We start from the raw sequence: 17,924 nt of genomic DNA, 5'->3' as shown, positions 1-17,924 counted from the left end.
AACGCGCGCTCTACTCAGTCGCGCTCATTTGCGTTGGCTTTTGACACTGCGCCGACAGGCGTGGCGAGCGGCCCATTGTCGAGCGTCACTGGACATCACTTTCGTTTCGCTGCAAGCGTCGCGTTGCGGGGCGAAAACAGATGAAACGCAGCGACCGCGTAACCCCGGACCAGAAGCGGCCTCCGGCAGAGTTCCCCTTCGGCGAAGATTTTCAAACCATCCTGTCCTTGATCGGGGATGGCGTGGTCAGCACCGACCAGGATGGTCGCATTATTCTGTTCAACCGAGCGGCCGAAGACATTTTTGGCTACACGATGAACGAAGTGCTTGGCTATTCAATCGATACTCTCATTCCAGCGCGTTTTCATGACCACCATCGCGAAGACGTCAAGCGCTTCTGTTCGTCAAACGCCCCGTTGCGCCGATCCATGGGGGCCGGCCGCGAAGTCCTCGGACGACGAAAGGACGGTCGGGAACTGGCCATCGAGGCGACGCTCTCTCGGCAAATGATCGGGGGCCAACACATCGTCACGGCCGTGGTCCGTGATGTCAGTGACCGGAAAACTGCGGAAAGGCAGGGTCAGGTCGTCGCGAACGAGGTCGCTCATCGCCTGCGGAACACTATGGCGGTCGTCGATTCGATCGTGACGCTCACCGCCCGGACGGCGCCGTCTGTCGCCGAATTCAAAGAGGCGCTGTTGGGGCGTTTCGCGGCCATATCGCGCACGAACGATTCCCTTATTCGCGGCTCATGGACCGAGGCCAGCGTTCGCCTTCTCCTTGAAACAGAGCTGGCCCCTTACCAGGACAGCGAGGGAAAGATCACCCTCACAGGACCGGATATCAGTATCGATGGGCAGGTCGCCGTGGCATTGGCGCTTGTCCTCCACGAACTGGCGACAAATGCGGCCAAGTATGGCGCGCTTTCAACGTCAGCCGGGCTGCTGCGCGTGGATTGGCAAGTGTCGGCGGACGCAATCCCTCTGATTGAACTCCTCTGGGAGGAACGGGGCGGGCCCACGGTTGTCGCACGACGCGCCGGGGATTTGGAAGCGAACTTATCGCTCGCAGCCTTGGCCCCCATGGCGGTAAAGCCGCCTCGACCTATGCACCGCAGGGCGTCAACTGCCTCATCAGGCTGCCGTTCCGTAGCGTCAGCCGACCGGCGGACAATCCTGTTCAATGACTGCAACTCCGGCCCCTCGGCGGAGCCGATGACTTTTGCCGGCGGCGGCGCCTGGCGAGGTCAGGATGTCAGCCGGCCAGGTCCATACTCGCGAGAGCTTGCTGCAAAGCCTTTGCGGATGCACCCAGCATTGTGTTCTCCGCGGGGGACAGCGCCGGCAGCAAAATCCTCTCGACCCCGCCGGCCCCGAGGATGCACGGAAGGCTGAGGCATACATCGGCGAAGCCGTATTGTCCGGTCAACAGCGTCGACACCGGCAGCACCGCCCGCTCATCGCGCAGTATGACCTCGCATATCCGCACAATCGCGGTCGCGACGCCGAAGGACGTGTAGCCCTTTCCCTGGACGATACGGTAGCCGGCGTCGCGCACTTCCGTGGCGATCTGGTCCTGGTCGAGTTCCTGTCCCGAAGGACAGAAATCGCTTAGCGGCAGCCCTCCGACCAGGACCGTAGAGAATGCGGCCACCTCGGTATCGCCATGCTCACCCAGAACGACCCCATCAATGGACCCGGCCGCGACCCTCAGGCTCTCGGCGAGGGCTTGTTTGAGACGGCTGGAATCGAGCAATGTGCCCGTGCCGATGACCCTCGCTGCGGACAAGCCTGAGCGCCGCAGCGCCACCAGCGTCATCAAATCCACCGGGTTGGCGGCGACAAGGATGATCCCCGTGAAACCGGCCTGGACCAGTTCTCCGACGCAGGTCGAGACGATCATGGCGCTTTGCGACGCGACCGACAGGCGACTTTCCGCGCCGTGCGTCGCTGCTCCGGCGGTGATGACGGCGATCCGGGCTGTTGCCGCATCGGCGTAGCTTCCCGCCCAGATGCGCGCGGGTCTGGCAAGGGCGTTCGCATCGGAGAGGTCGGCGGCCTCGGCCTCGGCGAGCCCGGCGTCACTGTCGATCAGGACGATCTCGCGGACCAACGCGCGAAGCATCAGCGCATAGGCGGCCGTCGATCCGACGTGGCCTGCACCGACGATCACAATCCGGTCGTGTGCGATCATCGGATATTCCTTCCTGTCGGCGCGGCTGGTGTCGGCCTCACCGCGCCGCCTTCCTGACCGGCGGCGCCGACGGAGAAACACTCTGATCGACTGCGGCCCTGGCTGACGCTTACGGCCGAGATGATCTCGGGTTTGATCCGGATCAGGGCGACCGAGTCGCCCGATGGGCAATAGACACTGAGGCCCGGATAGCGCGAGAAAACGAGCTGGTTCAGATGCTCGATATCCTCGGCGACGGTCACCTCTTCCGCCCTGCCGGCCAGGGACAGCCCCACGGCGCCGTCCGCGGCGCTCTCGCTTCTTATCGCGGCGGAAACGCGGGGATCGGCCTGAATATTCGCCAGCTTCTGACTGTCCCGTGCGGTCACGAAATACAGATTGAGCCCCTCGTTGACATAACTCAGCGTCGTGACCTGGGGCCATCCGTCCGGTCGGTTGACGCCCAGGCTCATCAATCGTTCGCTGGTCAAAAGGACCACAACGGCGTCGACCGCCCGCCCGTGGATGGGTGTACAGCCCGGCGTGACGTCCTGGATCGGCATCGGAAAAATTCCTCGCTGAATCACCCTTGGCCCGGCTCAGGGACAACGGCTTTGATCTGGCTCAAGCACCACCGGCGTATTGCGGTTCGCCGTCTGCGAGAGCGCGCAACATCTCACGATGGACGATTCTGACTTCCGACCGTGACAACAGCTGGATGACATCCTGCTTTTTCAACCTGGTCAGAACGCGGCTCACGGTCTCGATTGTCAGACCCAGATAGTCCGCGATCTCGCCGCGCGTCATCACCAACCTGACATGATCGGCCCGGGTCGGACGCAACGGGTCGTGGCCGGGGAGATCGAGCAGGAACCAGGCCACGCGTTCGATCGCCGTTTTGCGCCCGAGCAAGAGCATCTGGTTCTGAGCGGCGGCCAGCTCATGCGAGGTCCGGTTCAACAGGGCGTGCTCCAGGGAGGGACAGTCCTGGATCAGCGACCTGAATGCGGTTTTCCGGAACCGGCATACCGACGCCGGCTCCATCGCCTCGGCGGAGAAGACATAGGCGTCACCGACGGCCAGACCGAGAAAGTCACCCGCAAAGAGAAAGCCGATGATCTGACGGCGACCATCGGGCAGGAGTTTGTAGACCCTGATCGAACCCGAGGAGATGTTGAAGATATGCGGCGCGCGGTCGCCTTCACGGATCAGGACCTCACCCGCCGCGAGCATGACGGGTTCAGCAATGGCTGCGAGCCGATCCATGGCGATATCGTCTGTGCTGCCGCAAACGCTGAAGGCTCGCGCCCCACAGCTACCACAGACGTTTAAAGGTCGCCGATCCGCACACCCGGCTGGAAGGGTGGTAAGCGCCAGCCTTGGTGTCGTCCTGGCTTCCATGGCGTCGGACGCGGTTCCGCTCTCAGATGTTGTTGACGTGAATCAAAGCGCGGTGACCCCGGACGTTCCAGTTTGACCGGATGACCGCCGCTGTCGTTAGTCGATTGGTCCGAGCCGCGATTGACGAATCCTTCGTCCTGGCGCGCCTGGGATACCCCGACCTGACCTTGATCGCCTGGCGACGGGCTGCGCGGCGACAGCTTGACCGTAGCGCTGCCACCGGGGGCATCCTGATCGCCCGGGACGCCGTCGGGCGCCTGAATGGTCTGGTGCTCTATTCGCATTCCGCCTGCATCGCGGCCAGGCCGTGCGTGCAGATCGAGCGACTGGTGAGCTTTGACGTCTCTTCCCCCCGATCTGTCGCCGACAAGCTCGTCTCGGAGGTCATGCGCATGGGTCATCTGGCTGGCTGCGACAGCCTGAGCCTGGTTCGCCCCTGCCGTCCGCCCGCCGACACAACGACCCTGGTTCTGGCGTCCGAGACGTCGGTTGCATGCCAGATGTTCTGAGGGGAGCGGTCTGCGTCAAGTCATTCCTCTCATCCGCAAGCCCGCCCGACATCCCGGAGGGATAGGAGAGTCGCGGTCGCTTCGTCTGCGAATTGTCTCCGCCCAAGACCGGTACTGTGACGACCTCGGCCAGAACGATAAGGCGGGGCGCCGTTGAAGCATCGGCCGGCGCCCGCTGGCCGGCTAAGGTCTCGAATGGTTCTGCACATCCTGAAGGTAGGCGATCAAATCCGCGATCTGGTCGCCCTCCAGGGTGATTTCCGGCATCTTCCTGTGGCCGTTGGTTATGCCCTCGGCGAAGGCTTCCTGAAGATCCGTCACGGGATAACGGGTTCCCAGGTGGCGGAGCGGGGGCGCGGCCGCCACCGGGCTTTCGCCGGTCGGCCCGACCGAATGGCACGCCGCGCACCGGCTCTGCACGAGCGCTCGGCCCCGCGCCGCCGAGGCGAGGTCCACAGCCTGTTTGGGATAGTATTTCGCCGCTTCAGCCGTGCCAGCAGCCTCGCGAAATTCGGGACCAGCCGTACATCCCGTCAGCATCAACACGGCGGCAATCGCGATCAGCCTCAAGACGCTCTCCATACCGCACATCAACCAGCCTGATCCTCGACGAGGCGCCCGGCATTGATCTCGATCAATGTCATCGTGGCGCACCCGTTGGACCTTCGACGCCTATCGGGAGCGGAAACTCCGTGAAAAATGTCGTCCTCGCTGGCGCGCAAACCCCGCCTTCCGTCCAGGACTCACCTGACCCCGAAGACCTGGTGAGGGCCTTGGTAGAGCGAGGCTTCTACGTCTTCCGTCGGCTCAATGCTCAGCACGCCGGCAAGCATGCTCCGCATGCCGGCAAGGGTGAAAAGATCGTCGCCTCCACAACGCAGGACGTTGCATGGGGCAGACGGGCCGAACCGGTTCCGCCATTTGAGCTGGGCACAACATCGGTGGCCGGCCCGGCGCCATCCTCCAACCTGATCGATGGACCGTCCTCATCGCATGACGCTCCGGGGATCAGTGAGGGTAGATCGCCGTCACCTCTCCGGCTCCGTCCCGTACTGTCAGATCGAACTGGATGCGGTCACCGACGGCGGCCTCCCGCAACACAGCCGGCGAAGCCTTGAACGTCATGGTCATCGCGGGCCATCCGATTGAACGGATGGCCTCGTGGTTGATGGTGATCGTCGCCGCCGCCGGGTCCACGGCTGTGATGACGCCCGCGCCGTCTGCGGTCGTGGCGTCGGCGGTCGGCGGCGTCGAGGCGCCACCCGCGCCAACCGTCGGTGATCCGGGCTGGGCCATCGGGATCGCCGGGCTTTCGGGTTCCGCCTGCTGACCGCAGGCGGCCAGAACGGCAGTGATACCGGTCAGCAGGATTATACGGCGCTTCATTGTGTGTCTCCTCGAAGGACGGGGGTCGAACGGAACCTGCGGCGCCTCAGCAGCAGATAGCCCGCGGGGATAACGAGCATCGACAGCAAAGGCGCCGTGATCATGCCGCCTATAACGGGCGCGGCGATCCGGCTCATGATCTCCGAGCCGGCGCCGTGGCCGATCAGGATCGGGAACAGGCCCGCCAGGATCACGGCCACGGTCATGGCCTTGGGCCGAACCCGCAGCAGAGCGCCCTCCCGGACCGCATCCTCGACCTGCAAAGCGTCTGGGTGGGGCCCCCGATCCCTCAACGCGTGCTTGAGGTAGATCAGCATCACCACGCCGAACTCGGCCGACAGGCCGGCCAGGGCGATGAACCCCACCCCGGTCGCGACGGACTGGTTGAAGCCGAGCAGGTAGAGCATCCATACGCCCCCGGTCAGGGCGAAGGGCAGCGTGGCCATGATCAGGGCGGCTTCGTCGAGACGGCCGAAGGTCAGGTAGAGCAGCAGGAAGATGATCGCGAGCGTCGCCGGCACGACGATCTTCAGGCGGTTGGCGGCGCGCTCGAGATATTCGAACTGGCCTGAGTAGGCGATGCTCACCCCGGGACCGAGATCGACCTCCGCAGCGACCGCCCGCCGCAGGTCCCCCACCACCGACGCCAGATCCCGACCGCGGACGTCGATATAGACCCAGGTCGACGGCCGTCCGTTCTCGGACTTGAGCATCGGCGGCCCGTCGGCGATGCGGATGTCGGCGACCGCGCCCAGGGTGATCTGCTGGCCCGCCGGGGTCAGGATCGGAAGATTCCGCAGCTGTTCGGGATTGTCGCGCAGTTCGCGGGGGTAGCGGACGCTGATCGGATAGCGCGCCACCCCCTCAATGGTTTGACCGATGGTCTCGCCGCCGATGGCGCCGCCGACGATCGACTGGACATCGGCGATGGTGAGCCCGTAGCGGCCGGCGGCGGCGCGATCGATATCGACATCCACATACCGGCCGCCGGTCAGGCGCTCCGCGATCGCCGAGCTCACCCCCGGCACATCCCCCGCGACCTCGGCGACGCGGCCGGCGATGCGGTCGATCAGGGCCAGATCGGCCCCGGAGACCTTGACGCCGATGGGGCTCTTGATGCCGGTCGCCAGCATGTCGATGCGGTTGCGGATTGGCGGCACCCAGACGTTGGCCAGGCCCGGAACCTGAACCGCGCGGTCGAGCTCCTCGACCAGCTTCTCCGGCGTCATGCCGGGGCGCCACTGGTCGCGTGGTTTGAACTGGATCGTAGTCTCGAACATCTCCAGCGGCGCTGGATCGGTGGCGGATTCCGCCCTCCCCGCCTTGCCGAACACGGTGGCGACCTCGGGAATGGTGCGGATCATCCGGTCTGTCCTCTGCAGCAGCGCTGACGCCGCCGCCGCCGACAGACCCGGCTGGGCGGACGGCATATAGAGCAGATCGCCCTCGTCCATGGCGGGCATGAACTCGCCACCGATCTGGCTGAGCGGCCAGGCCGTGGTGGCGAACGCGATGACAGCGATCGCCAGGGTCGTCCGCGGTCGCCGCAGCACCCAGTCGAGCGGGCCGCGATAGACGTGCGTCAGCCATCGGTTGACGGGATTGGACTGCTCCGCGGGGATGCGCCCCCGGATCAGGTAGCCCATCAGGACCGGCACCAGGGTGACCGAAAGAATGGCCGCCGCCGCCATGGCGTAGCTCTTGGTGAAGGCCAGCGGCGCGAACAGCCGACCCTCCTGGGCCTGCAGGCTGAACACCGGAATGAACGACAGGGTGATGATCACCAGGCTCAGAAACAGGGCCGGACCGACTTCCGCCGCTGCGTCGGTGATCACCTTCCAGCGGATCTCTCCCGCGAGTGGTTCGTCGGGGTGCTCATGCTCCCATCGCTCGATATGCTTGTGGGCGTTCTCGATCATGACTACGGCCGCATCGACCATGGCGCCCACGGCGATGGCGATGCCGCCCAGCGACATGATGTTGGCGTTCACCCCCTGCAGGTTCATGACCAGAAAGGCGGCGAGCACGCCGAGCGGCAAGGTCAGGATGGCCACCAGGGCGGACCGGGCGTGCCACAGGAACAGACCGCAGACGAGGGCGACGACGATGAACTCCTCGATCAGCTTTGTGCTGAGATTGGCGATGGCGCGGTCGATGAGCTGCGAGCGGTCATAGGTCGTCACCACCTCGACCCCGGGAGGCAATCCGGCCTTCAGGGTCTCGAGCCGGTCGGCGACGGCGGCGATGGTGGCCCGGGCGTCGCCGCCCGAGCGCAGGATGACCACTCCCCCGGCCACCTCGCCCTCGCCGTTCAGCTCGGCGATCCCGCGCCGCATCTCGGGACCGACCTGAACCGTGGCGACGTCGCCGAGGGTGACGGGCACACCGCCCGCCGCCGTGCGGACGGGGACGGCACGGAAGTCATCGAGACTGGTCAGATAGCCGTTGGCTCTGACCATATATTCGGCTTCGGCCAGCTCCAGCACCGACCCGCCGGTCTCCGAGTTGGCGCGCCCGATCGCCTCGACCACGGCCTGGTGGGTGACGCCATAGGCGGCCAGCCGGACGGGGTCGAGCACCACCTGATACTGCCGGACCATGCCGCCGATGCTGGCCACCTCGGCCACGCCTGGAACGGTTTTCAGCTCATATCGGAGGAACCAGTCCTGCAGGCTTCTCAGCTGGGCCAGGTCGTGGCGGCCGGAGCGGTCGACGAGGGCGTATTCATAGACCCAGCCGACGCCGGTGGCGTCCGGACCCAGGGCGGGACGGGCGCTCTCAGGGAGGCGGGCCTGCACCTGGTTCAGGTATTCGAGAACCCGCGACCGCGCCCAGTAGAGGTCGGTCCCCTCGTCGAACAGGACGTAGACGAAACTGTCGCCGAAGAAGGAGTAGCCGCGCACCGTGCGCGCGCCGGGCACCGACAGCATGGTGGTCGCCAGCGGATAGGTGACCTGGTTCTCGACGATCTGCGGGGCCTGGCCGGGATAGCTGGTGCGAATGATGACCTGGACGTCGGACAGATCCGGCAGGGCGTCGACCGGGGTCGTCCGCACCGCCCAGAGGCCCACCGCCGCCAGGGCGACAGCGGCCATGAGCACAAGAAAGCGAGCGCGAACGGAGGCGCGGATGAGGGCGGCGATCATTGCGCGGCTCCCCCGTGGCCGGCGTGCCCGTTCGCCGCGGCCGGCGCAGGGGGCGTGGCGGATGAAGCCGGAGGCACAGTCGGGCGCTCGCCCGAGATCGGGCGGGCCGCCATCCCGGACAGGCTGGCTTCGGAATCGATCAGGAACTGACCCGAAGCCACGAGGCGTTCGCCCTCCGCCAGCCCGGCTACGATCTCGGTCATCCCGCCGGATTCCCGTCCGGTCCGAACCTCGGCCGGCTGGTAGCGCCCCTCGGGCAGGGCCAGCATGACGAGGGTTCTTTCGCCCGTTCGGATCACGGCCTCGGACGGAACCACCAGCACCTCTCCGCCGCCGCCGCCGAAGGTGATCTGCCCGTACATGCCGGGCCGCAGGAGTCCCGCGCGATTGGCCATCTCGATGCGCGCCGTGAGCGTGCGGCTGTCCCCGGAAACCTCGGGCAGCAGCGCCGTCAGACGTCCGCTGAACCGCTCGCCGGGGAAGGCCGAGAGCGCGACCTCGACGGATTGGCCAAGGCGCAGCCGGCCCGCCTGGAGCTCGGGTATGGCGGCATTCAGCCAGACCGTCGACAGTCCGCTGATCTCGGCCAGGGTCATGCCCGGGGTGACGCTCATCCCGGCCCGAACGCCCAGGGTGCGGATGGCGCCGGCGGACGGACTGACGATGGTCACCGTGGTCCTCGGCCGTCCGGTCCGTTCGACCTGGACGATCAACGCCTCGGACATCCCGAGCAACAGGAGCCGCCGCCGGGCCGCCTCGATCAGGGCCGCGTCACCCGTCCGGCGGACGGCCAGATACTCGCCCTGGGCCCCCGCCCACTCCGGGATGAGCAGGTCGACCAGGGGGGCGCCGGCGGCGATCACGTCCCCGGGCGCGCGGCTGTAGACTCGCTGGACGAAACCGGCGGCGCGGGCCTGGACGATGGCCACGTCGCGCTGGTTGTAGTCGATGACAGCGGAGGCGTTGAGATCGCCCTCCAGCGACGCCCGGCGCGCCGTCGCCAGACGCATGCCGAGATTCTGGGTCAGGGAGGGATCGATGCGCACGCCGGGCGCGCCGTCCGCCTCGTCGGCGTATTTCGGGATCAGCTCCATGTTCATCGAGGAGCGGCCCGGACCCGGGTAGCGTTCATTGGGCAGCATCGGATCGTACCAGTAGAGAATCTCGCGCTCCGCGGATGCGGTCTGGCCGGCGGCGGCCCCATTCGCACGCTCCAGCATGGGGCGGCCGATCAGGCCGGCCGCGAGGCCCACGCCGAGGACCAGGACAGCGCCCGCGACGAGCGCGACGCGAGGGTTGGAACCGGTCATTGGTCGTCGCTCCTGTAGGCGAGGGTGATGCGGACGGTGTCGCGAGCAACGGCGGCTTCGCGGTCGAGGGCTTCCAGACGCGCGTCGGCCAGGGCGGTGAAGGCGTTCAGGACATCCGCCAGGCCCGCCCGCCCGGCGGCGTAGCTGGCGGTTTCCAGATCGGCCTGCTGGCGGGCGGCCGGGACGATGACATCGCGCGACCGGACCCACTGGTCGCGGCGTGCGGCGAGATCGGCGAGGTCGGCGTCCAGGGAGGCGCGCAGTTCGCGCGCCGCGGCCTCGCGCTCCAGCCGGACGCCCAGGGCGTCGGCCGAGCGGGCGGCGATCAGCGGCTCCTGGCGCTGATTGGCGAAGAGCGGCAAACGGACGCTGGCGCCCACCGACAGCATGTCTCCGAACATCGGATCGCGGCGACCGTAGCTGACCTCGAAGGCCCAATCGGGCCGTCGCCCCGATCGGGCGAGGGCGACCTCGGCATCGGCGCGGCTTCCAGCCGCCCGCCAGGCCTGCAGGGTCGGAAGGCGCTCAAGACCCGCCCTCAGACCGGTCGGGTCGATCTCGAGGTCGGGAGCCGGCCCGCTCGCCGCCGGGTCCGCGTCGCCCGTCCAGCGCGTCAGTTCGGCGCGCGCCCTCGCCACATCGGCCATGAGCCTGCTGTGCCTGTCCTGCAGGGCGGCCTGCAGCACGACGGGGGCCAGGGCGCCGGCCGGCCGGTCCGTTCCGGCGGCCACGCCCGCGGGGGCGGCCTCCCAGAGCGGCTCCAGCGCCGACAGCACCTCCTCGAGCGTCGCGAGCCGGCGCCCGGCGTAGTGCAGATCGAGCCAGGCCACGCCGGCGGCCACCCGCGCCTCGCGGCGCGCGATCGCGTCGGCGGCGGCGGCCACGTCGATGTCGGCCTCCGCCATGGCGCGTTCCGCCCGTCGCCGGGCGCGGCTGGGGACCTCCTGCATGAGGCCGATGCGGGCCATGGTCATTTCGTCGTCGCCGAACCGCCCGGCCATGGGGCCCGAGACCGGCAGGTTGTCGATTCCGAACCGGAGCTGTGGATCCGGGAGCCGACCCGCGGCCGCCGAGGCCGCCGAGGCCGCCTCCACGCCGAGGGCGCTGGCCCGCAGCTGCGGAGCGGTGGTTGCGGCGAGCGCGAGGGCCTCGTCGAAAGTCATCGGCTCCGCCGCAGCGGGCATGCCAATGGCGGCGAACAAGCCGATGGCGGCCGCGGCAGCGGCCACCGTTCCCCTGGGGGCGATCCTGGCCAACTGGAGTGATTTTCCGCGATCGGGATCGACCGCGGCGCTCGACATGTGACGGCCTGGAGCCGTCCGAGAGCCGGAGTTCATGGGAATGTCCTCGAGCCCCGCGTCGATCACCTTGGTGCGACGCGGGATGCTAGTCGTTCGATCACCGCCCACGCGAGCGCGGGCCATGGTCAGCGAAGTCGGGCTATGCCGGAGACTTGGGAGGGTCGCCCAGGGGCGTCGGCCGCTCCCCTGCACGGGTGTCATCGGCGCTCAATGCGACCTGCTGGCGATGCGGCGCCGACGGCCGGGCCGTGACGCCCGCGTCGGACGGAAGAGGAACCGCGACTGCCGCGCAGGCAGCGAGGCCCAGGCAGTGGGGCCCAGAGTCATCGCAGGGCGCCGGACCTTCGGCGCCTGCCTGCATCATCATTTCGGCGCAATCCGGCATGGCGGCCATGGCGTCTGCGGTCACGCCCGGCCGCTGGGGCGCGGCGAACGCCGACGCCTGGCCGATGGAGCCAGCCAGGGCGAGGGCGAACAAAAGCGTGCGAACGATGCGCCACATGCCATCGACGTTCCGCTTCGCTCTCCGGCGTGTCAAGACGGCGAGCGCTCCGCTCAAACCCCGGCTTGACATTCCGAACGAGAGGGATCTGCGGCCGTGCCGCAAGCTCGCCCGGGCGAGCCTCCGGGCGCCGATGAAGTGGGAACGAACCAGGTTCCACTGTCCGCGTCTCATTCGCCTCTCCCTTGCGAGATGTTCATCCCGGACCCTCGGTGGTCACGGCGCCGGACTCGGACCTGCGGCGGCGGCGGGCCGGCCCCGCTGCGTCAGGTTCACGCAGCGCCGACGCCAGCAGCGGCGCCAGGGAGATGGCGTTGCTCGGATGCGGCACGCTGTCAGTGGACACCACCTGATCGGATATCCGGGCCAGTTCCTCGAAGGCGTTATCGGCGAACACAGCATGCACGACCACGCAGACCGGGGGCTTCAGGCCCTGCGCCTGCAGCCGTCGCGCAGCCTCGATCAGGGTCCGACCCGAGGAGGCGATGTCGTCGATCAGCACAGGCCGTCTGCCGGTCCAGGCGCCGAGATCGGGCAGAACGATCTCGACCTCGCGATCGCCCCGGCGGATCTTGCGCAACACGATGTGCGGGGCTCCCACCCTGGCGGCGACGGCCGCGACCCATTGTTCGCTCTCCTCATCCGGACCTATGATCAGGGCATCCGGAACCTCGGCCGCGATCCAGTCCGCCAGCACGGGCGCCGCATGCAGCGTCGCGGTCGGAATGGCGTACAGCGCCGCCAGATCCGGATAGCGGTGCAGATGGGGATCCACCGTGATCAACCGGTCGAACGCCCCGGACAGCAGACGCGCGAACGGGCGCGAGGTGACCGCCTCTCCGGGCTTGAACCGCCGGTCCTGGCGCATATAGGCGAGGTAGGGCGCGACCAGGCTCACCTGCGCGGCGCCGAGATCCCGCGCGGCGTCGGCCGCGAACAGCAGGCTCAGAAAGCCGGGGTCCGGGCGGGCCAGGCTGCAGACCAGATCGACCGTCCGACCCGCCATATCCGAGAGGTGACGGACGTAGCTCTCCCCGTCCGGAAAGCGCCGGGTTTCGAGACGGCCCAATTCGAACCCGCCGGCCGTGGCGAGCCGTTCGGCGAAGGCCTCATTTCCAGGCAGCGGCACGATCAGTCGCACGAGAACCTCCGATGGACCGGCGGACGGCCGGCAGGCTCTCCGACAGACGCAGGCGCGCGTGAAATCTTACTGCGGCGCCGGACTGATCGCGAAAGCGGGTGTCGGCGAGCGCGGAAGGATGCGGCTCCGGCGGTCGGAACCGCATGTCCGACGACGCTCAGGTCGGCCCCCCCGGCGATGGTGAGGCCGGCGTGACCGCCGTCACCACGTTCCGGGCCGCGCCCGCGGCATAGGCTTCGATGTTGCCAAGGGTGGTCTCGATGATCCTGTCGACCGCCTCCTGGGTATTGTAGGCGATGTGGGGCGTGACCAGGACATTGGGCAGCCGAACCAGGGCGTGATCCGCCAGCAAGGCGCGCAGCCGGGCGGGGTCGACCTGGGCGTCCTGCCGGAAGATCTCCGCCTCATCGCCAAACGCCTGCTCCTCGGCGATGACGTCGAGGCCGGCGCCCGCGAGCCGGCCCGACGAGAGCGCGCGAAGAAGGGCGGCGGGATCGACGGCTCCGCCGCGCGCCGTGTTGATGAGCAGGGCGCCGGTCTTCATGAGTGCAAACTCCGGATCCGACAGGCGCAGGCCGGAGCCGCCCGGGGCGTGCAGCGAAATCACGTCCGAGGCGGCGAGAAGCACCGGCAATGAAACAGCGTGGAAGTCGGGATCTTTTCGCGCTGCGGCGTCCGGAGACGGGTCGGAAGCGAGCGTCCGCATGCCGAAGCCGCGCGCGATCTGGAGCACGCGGCGACCGATCCGGCCGGCGCCGATCACGCCGAGGGTCTTTCCCGTAAGCTCCACCCCGCGGAGGTCCCGCGCCCGGACATCGCCCCGGCGCACCCGCTCCGTCGCCTCCGGAATATGTCGGCACAAGGCCAGCAGCAGGGCGAAGACGTGCTCGGCGACGGTATGATCGCCGTAGTCCGGCACATTGCAAACGGTGATTGCGGCCTCTCGGCAATAGGCGAGATCGACATGGTCGTATCCGGTCGATCGGGTGGCGATCAGCCGCAGCCGGGGCATGCGGGCCAGAACGGCGGCGCCGAGGTTCGAATGGACGAAGGGACTGATCACCTCCGCATCGGCGAAGCGGGCGACGTTGTCCGGGCGGAGTGGTTCCGGAGTGCAGGCCAGGGCATGGGGCCCGGCGAGGCGGGCGCAGGCGGCCGCCTCCCACTGCTCGGTTTCGAAAATCACGATCTTCATTTCGGGCCCTCCCTGTCCTACCAGCGGCGCCTGAAGACCAGCCAGGCGCTCAGAAACATAGCGCCGCTGATGGCCCCCAAGGCCAGCGCCTGCCGCCACAGTTCGGCCAGTCCCGCCCCCTTCAGGAACAGCCCCGATACAATCTCGACATAGTGGCGTTGGGGACTGGCCAGCGAGGCGGTTTGGAGCCACGGCGGCATGCTCTCGATGGGGGCGATGCTCCCGGACAGGAAGAGAAGCGGAAACAGGCCGAAGAAGCCCACGAGCATCGCCTGCTGCAGCGTCTGGGTGATGGCGCCCACGAAGGTGCCGAGCGAGACGGCGCTCAACAGGTAGACGACCGTGAGAATAAGCAGGATGAACACATCGCCCCGCATCGGCACGCCCATCAGCGTCATGATGACCAGGGCGGGAAACACCGCGCCGGTGCAGATCACCAGGGTCGGGGTGATCTTGGCGATGAACAATTCGTGGGCGCGGATCGGAGTAACCCGAAGTTGCTCGATGGTGCCTTCCTGCTTTTCCCGAACGATCGCGGCCGCCGGCAGGACCACGCCGAGCATCAGACCGGCCTGGGCCAGCATCGACAGGGCCATGAACCGGGTGTTGGTCAGGTCCGGATTGTACCAGACCCGCACTTCCGGCCGGACGGCGGCCCGCCGATCCCCGGCCGGACGCCGGCTCTCCACGAAGCGGGCGCTCTGTTCGATCACATAGGCGCGCGCGCGCGCCGCGACATTGCCGTTGGATCCGTCGACCACGACTCCGAACGACGCCGGGCGTCCGGCGGCCAGCCGGGCGCCCATGCGCGGCGGTATTTCGACGACCACGTCGAGCGCGCCGCGCCGCAGCCGGTCTTCCGCCTCGCGCAGGCTGGTGAACTGATCGGCGAGCACGAAATTGTCGCCCGTGGTCAATTCCTCGATCAGGGCGCGGCTGACGGCGGAGCGGTCGTGATCGACCACGGCCAGCTTGAGATGCTGGACGTCGAAACCCAGGGCCATGGTGCACATGACCAGTTCGGCCGTGTAGAGAAAGATCACCACGAACAGCATCACCGGGTCGCGCAGAAACTGGGCGAATTCCTTGGTGATCAATCCCGCGAGACGGCCGGACAGCATCAGGCGATCCTCTTGCGGAACCGCCAGGCGGCGAGCGCGAACACCGTCGCGGTATAGGCCGCCAACACGAGGACGTTGGGCCAGAGGTCCCCGAGCCCCGCGCCCCGCAGCACGACCCCGCGTGAGAACTCGAGAAAATACCGCGTGGGCAGGGCTGAGGCGTAGGCCTGAAACGCCGGCGGCATGGTGAAAAGCGGATAGACGAAGCCGGAAAACAGGAAGGCCGGCATCAGGGTCACGATCAGGGCCGTCAACATGGCGGCCAGCTGGGTGCGCACGAGGGTGGAGACGAGCAGTCCGATGGAAACCGTGCAAAGAACGTAGAGAAGCCCCACGGCGAGGAGCAGCCCCACGCTTCCCCGTACGGGCACCTCGAACCAGACTACCCCGCCAAAGACGACGAGGAGAAGTTCCGCATAGGCGATCACGGCGTAGGGCAGCAGTTTGCCGGCGATGAACTCGCTCCCGGTCAGGGGCGAGGCGTAGATCTGGGCGATGGTGCCCAGCTCCTTTTCGCGCGCCACGGCCAGCGCCGTGAGCAACGGCGGAAAGGCCATGAGGATCACCGCGAACAGGCCCGGTACGATGAAGTTGCGGCTGCGCAGTTGCGGATTGTACCAGACGCGCACCTCGGGCCTGAGAGGAAGGCGCACCTCCTCCGGATAGGCGTGGAGGATGGCCCGGCCATAGGCCGACAGGATCGCCGCCGTGCTGGCGTAGGTGCCGTCGACCACGAACTGCACGGGCGCGTCCTCGCCGCGTCCAAGGCGGCCGGAGAAGCCCGGCGGGATGAACAGGGCCGCCCGGGCCGTCCCGCGCATCAGGGCGTGTTCGGCCGAGCGTTCGTCCTCCGGCGCCGCCTGGAGGATGAAATATCCCGAGTTGAGAAACCGGGCCTGCAGCTCCCGGCTGGCGGCGGTCCGGTCATGGTCCACCACGATCAGCGGCGCCCGGTCGACATCCAGCGATATGCCGTAGACGAACAGGAACAGCATCATCAGGGGCATGAGCAGCGCCACCCCCATGGTGAAGCGGTCGCGCGAGATCTCCAGCACCTCCTTGCGGGCGAAGGCCAGAACGCGCCGCGCCTTCACGCCGCCCTCCCCTGCCCGGTGCGTTCTCGCTCGATGAAGCCGAGAAAGACCGCCTCGACATCGGGCGTCACGAGTCCAAGCTCGTCGGTCAGCCTCGTCAGCGGGCCCAGGGCGATGAGCCGGCCGTCCATCATCAGCCCCAGACGATCGCAGAACGCGGCCTCCTCCATGTAGTGGGTGGTGACGACGATCCCCACGCCGTCGGCGGCCAGGGCCGCGATCAGGCGCCAGAACCGGAATCTGGACAGGGGGTCGACCCCGGAGGTCGGCTCGTCGAGGAAGAGCACCCTGGGCCGGTGGACGATGGCGCAGGCCAGCGCCAGCCGCTGGCGCGTGGCCCCGGACAGGTCCCGCACCGCGCCCTCCCCCGCGTCCTCGAGACTGGCGCGCGCACTGGCCCAGGCGATTCGGCCGTGCAGTTCGGATCGGGGCACGCCATAGGCGCGCGCGAAGAATGTCAGGTTCTCGCGCGCGCTCAGGTCGGGGTAGAGGGAAAACCGCTGGGACATGTAGCCGATGCGCGCGCGCACCGCCTCGCTCTGGCGCGCCACGTCGAACCCCGCCACCTCGGCGGTCCCCTCCCCGGGCGAGAGCAGCCCGCACAGGATGCGGATCAGGGTGGTCTTGCCGGCGCCGTTGGGGCCGAGCAGGCCGAGGATCTCCCCCTCGGCGACCGTGATCGTCACATCGTCCACAGCCTTGAAATCCCCGAACCGAACGCTGACGCCGCGCGAGACGATCACGTCATTCCGGATGCGCGGCGGCGGCGGCTGCGGGGGCGCGGCGGAGGCCGCGCCAGGCGGCGCGGGCGGGGGCGCCGAGGCGAAGGTGAACACGTCCTCCATGGTGGGAACGGCGGCCTCCGCCACGGCCGCCTCGATCGGCGCCAGCCTCGACCCGTCCCGGACCTGCGCTCGCACTTCCCGGCCCGCGCGGCGCTGGAAGCTGATCACGCCGACGTCGGTCTCGAGCGCCGCCTCGATCCGGTCCAGGGCCGGACCGGTGATCCTGTAGACCTGCCCGGCCACGTCGCGTCGCAACTCCTGCGGGGCTCCAAGCGCGAGGGGCTTTCCATCCCGCAGAAGCAGGACGCGGTCGCAGGCGTCGGCCTCGTCCATGTAGGAGGTCGCGAACACGATCGTCCGGCCCTCGGTTCGCGCCCGGTCGAGGATTCGCCACAGCTCCCGTCTCGACAGTGGGTCCACGCCCAGGCTGGGCTCGTCGAGGATGAGCAGCGGGGGCTCGTGCATGAGGTTGGCGCACAGGGCCAGCTTCTTGCGCATGCCCCCCGACAGTTGTCCCTCGCGGCGGTGCTGAAATCGGTCCAGCCCGGCCATGCGGAGCAGCTCGGCGCCGCGCACGGCCCGGTCCGGTCCGGTGACGTCGCGGATGTCCGCCGCGAAGGCCAGGTTTTCGGCGACGGTGAGGCGATCGTACAGGGAGAAGCCCTGCGACATGTAGCCGACCCGCGCCTGCACCCCGGCCGGATCGCGCCGGACGTCGCGCCCCAGAACCTGGCATGTCCCCGCGCTCGGGCGCAGGATGGCGGCCAGCATCTGCAGCAGGGTGGATTTGCCCGCTCCGTCGGGGCCGACCACGCCGAACACCTGCCCGGCGTGGACGTCGAGATCGATGTTCTCCAGCAC

14 protein-coding genes and 1 pseudogene are annotated in these 17,924 nt (G+C 68.0%); 2 read left to right on the top strand and 13 right to left on the bottom strand.

All coding sequences use genetic code 11. The features are described 5' to 3' along the window. Window positions 1-140: 140 nt before the first annotated feature. Window positions 141-830 (top strand): annotated as a pseudogene (locus WC555_RS08660) (PAS domain S-box protein); the annotation flags it as partial. 424 nt (window positions 831-1,254) lie between these two features. Here the strand turns inward: WC555_RS08660 and WC555_RS08655 are convergent. The 3 genes from WC555_RS08655 to WC555_RS08645 all read right to left on the bottom strand — a co-directional run bounded on the left by WC555_RS08655 (window position 1,255) and on the right by WC555_RS08645 (window position 3,438). After that, a complete protein-coding gene (locus tag WC555_RS08655; RefSeq protein WP_373252901.1) occupies window positions 1,255-2,193 on the bottom strand; it encodes an L-lactate dehydrogenase in 939 nt (312 codons plus the stop codon). After that, window positions 2,190-2,735, bottom strand: coding sequence for a pyridoxamine 5'-phosphate oxidase family protein (locus WC555_RS08650; protein ID WP_373252900.1), 546 nt, complete (start codon window positions 2,733-2,735; stop codon window positions 2,190-2,192). Before WC555_RS08650 ends, WC555_RS08655 begins: the two co-directional genes overlap by 4 nt. A gap of 61 nt (window positions 2,736-2,796) precedes the next feature. Further along, entirely contained in the window at window positions 2,797-3,438 is a 642-nt protein-coding gene (locus WC555_RS08645; RefSeq protein ID WP_373252898.1) for a Crp/Fnr family transcriptional regulator, read from the bottom strand. Window positions 3,439-3,653: 215 nt separating this feature from the next. Here WC555_RS08645 and WC555_RS08640 point away from each other — a divergent pair, with 215 nt between their 5' ends. After that, complete coding sequence (locus WC555_RS08640) at window positions 3,654-4,082, top strand: hypothetical protein (protein WP_373252896.1); 429 nt, start codon at window positions 3,654-3,656, stop codon at window positions 4,080-4,082. 183 nt (window positions 4,083-4,265) lie between these two features. Here WC555_RS08640 and WC555_RS08635 read toward each other — a convergent pair whose 3' ends face one another. The 10 genes from WC555_RS08635 to WC555_RS08590 all read right to left on the bottom strand — a co-directional run. Continuing rightward, window positions 4,266-4,652, bottom strand: a complete 387-nt coding sequence (locus WC555_RS08635; RefSeq protein ID WP_373252895.1) for a cytochrome c — start codon at window positions 4,650-4,652, stop codon at window positions 4,266-4,268. Between the two features lie 438 nt (window positions 4,653-5,090). Beyond that, window positions 5,091-5,468, bottom strand: coding sequence for a copper-binding protein (locus WC555_RS08630; protein WP_373252893.1), 378 nt, complete (start codon window positions 5,466-5,468; stop codon window positions 5,091-5,093). Then, window positions 5,465-8,614 carry an efflux RND transporter permease subunit gene (locus WC555_RS08625; protein ID WP_373252891.1) on the bottom strand — a complete coding sequence of 1,050 codons (3,150 nt, stop codon included), beginning with the start codon at window positions 8,612-8,614 and terminating at the stop codon, window positions 5,465-5,467. The genes WC555_RS08630 and WC555_RS08625 overlap by 4 nt, the downstream gene beginning before the upstream one ends. Continuing rightward, window positions 8,611-9,924, bottom strand: coding sequence for an efflux RND transporter periplasmic adaptor subunit (locus tag WC555_RS08620; RefSeq protein ID WP_373252890.1), 1,314 nt, complete (start codon window positions 9,922-9,924; stop codon window positions 8,611-8,613). Before WC555_RS08620 ends, WC555_RS08625 begins: the two co-directional genes overlap by 4 nt. Next, window positions 9,921-11,153: a TolC family protein gene (locus tag WC555_RS08615; RefSeq protein ID WP_305758990.1), complete on the bottom strand. Its 1,233-nt coding sequence runs from the start codon at window positions 11,151-11,153 to the stop codon at window positions 9,921-9,923. The genes WC555_RS08620 and WC555_RS08615 overlap by 4 nt, the downstream gene beginning before the upstream one ends. A 770-nt stretch (window positions 11,154-11,923) precedes the next feature. Continuing rightward, window positions 11,924-12,868 carry a ribose-phosphate pyrophosphokinase gene (locus WC555_RS08610; protein ID WP_154725704.1) on the bottom strand — a complete coding sequence of 315 codons (945 nt, stop codon included), beginning with the start codon at window positions 12,866-12,868 and terminating at the stop codon, window positions 11,924-11,926. A gap of 157 nt (window positions 12,869-13,025) precedes the next feature. Beyond that, entirely contained in the window at window positions 13,026-14,063 is a 1,038-nt protein-coding gene (locus WC555_RS08605; protein WP_154725703.1) for an NAD(P)-dependent oxidoreductase, read from the bottom strand. Window positions 14,064-14,080: 17 nt separating this feature from the next. Beyond that, window positions 14,081-15,184, bottom strand: coding sequence for an ABC transporter permease (locus WC555_RS08600; RefSeq protein WP_154725702.1), 1,104 nt, complete (start codon window positions 15,182-15,184; stop codon window positions 14,081-14,083). Continuing rightward, window positions 15,184-16,278 (bottom strand): ABC transporter permease, encoded by a 1,095-nt coding sequence (locus WC555_RS08595; RefSeq protein ID WP_154725701.1) that lies wholly within the window; start codon window positions 16,276-16,278, stop codon window positions 15,184-15,186. The genes WC555_RS08600 and WC555_RS08595 overlap by 1 nt, the downstream gene beginning before the upstream one ends. Next, a partial coding sequence (locus tag WC555_RS08590) for an ATP-binding cassette domain-containing protein (protein WP_373252888.1) occupies window positions 16,275-17,924 on the bottom strand: 1,650 nt, incomplete at its 5' end. The genes WC555_RS08590 and WC555_RS08595, both read right to left, overlap by 4 nt.

Origin of the sequence: Brevundimonas sp., assembly GCF_041648615.1 — a bacterium.
In the GTDB taxonomy this organism is placed as follows: Bacteria; Pseudomonadota; Alphaproteobacteria; order Caulobacterales; family Caulobacteraceae; genus Brevundimonas.
The sequence above is the reverse complement of the archived record's forward strand: the minus strand, read 5'-3'. Positions and strand labels throughout refer to the sequence as shown.

What these genes read in the sequence shown, in the direction of transcription:
- WC555_RS08625 (WP_373252891.1), bottom strand. Translation starts at nt 8,614, where the DNA reads ATGATCGCCGCCCTCATCCGCGCCTCCGTTCGCGCTCGCTTTCTTGTG.
- WC555_RS08620 (WP_373252890.1), bottom strand. Translation starts at nt 9,924, where the DNA reads ATGACCGGTTCCAACCCTCGCGTCGCGCTCGTCGCGGGCGCTGTCCTG.
- WC555_RS08600 (WP_154725702.1), bottom strand. Translation starts at nt 15,184, where the DNA reads ATGCTGTCCGGCCGTCTCGCGGGATTGATCACCAAGGAATTCGCCCAG.
- WC555_RS08630 (WP_373252893.1), bottom strand. Translation starts at nt 5,468, where the DNA reads ATGAAGCGCCGTATAATCCTGCTGACCGGTATCACTGCCGTTCTGGCC.
- WC555_RS08640 (WP_373252896.1), top strand. Translation starts at nt 3,654, where the DNA reads ATGACCGCCGCTGTCGTTAGTCGATTGGTCCGAGCCGCGATTGACGAA.
- WC555_RS08605 (WP_154725703.1), bottom strand. Translation starts at nt 14,063, where the DNA reads ATGAAGATCGTGATTTTCGAAACCGAGCAGTGGGAGGCGGCCGCCTGC.
- WC555_RS08650 (WP_373252900.1), bottom strand. Translation starts at nt 2,735, where the DNA reads ATGCCGATCCAGGACGTCACGCCGGGCTGTACACCCATCCACGGGCGG.
- WC555_RS08655 (WP_373252901.1), bottom strand. Translation starts at nt 2,193, where the DNA reads ATGATCGCACACGACCGGATTGTGATCGTCGGTGCAGGCCACGTCGGA.
- WC555_RS08645 (WP_373252898.1), bottom strand. Translation starts at nt 3,438, where the DNA reads ATGGATCGGCTCGCAGCCATTGCTGAACCCGTCATGCTCGCGGCGGGT.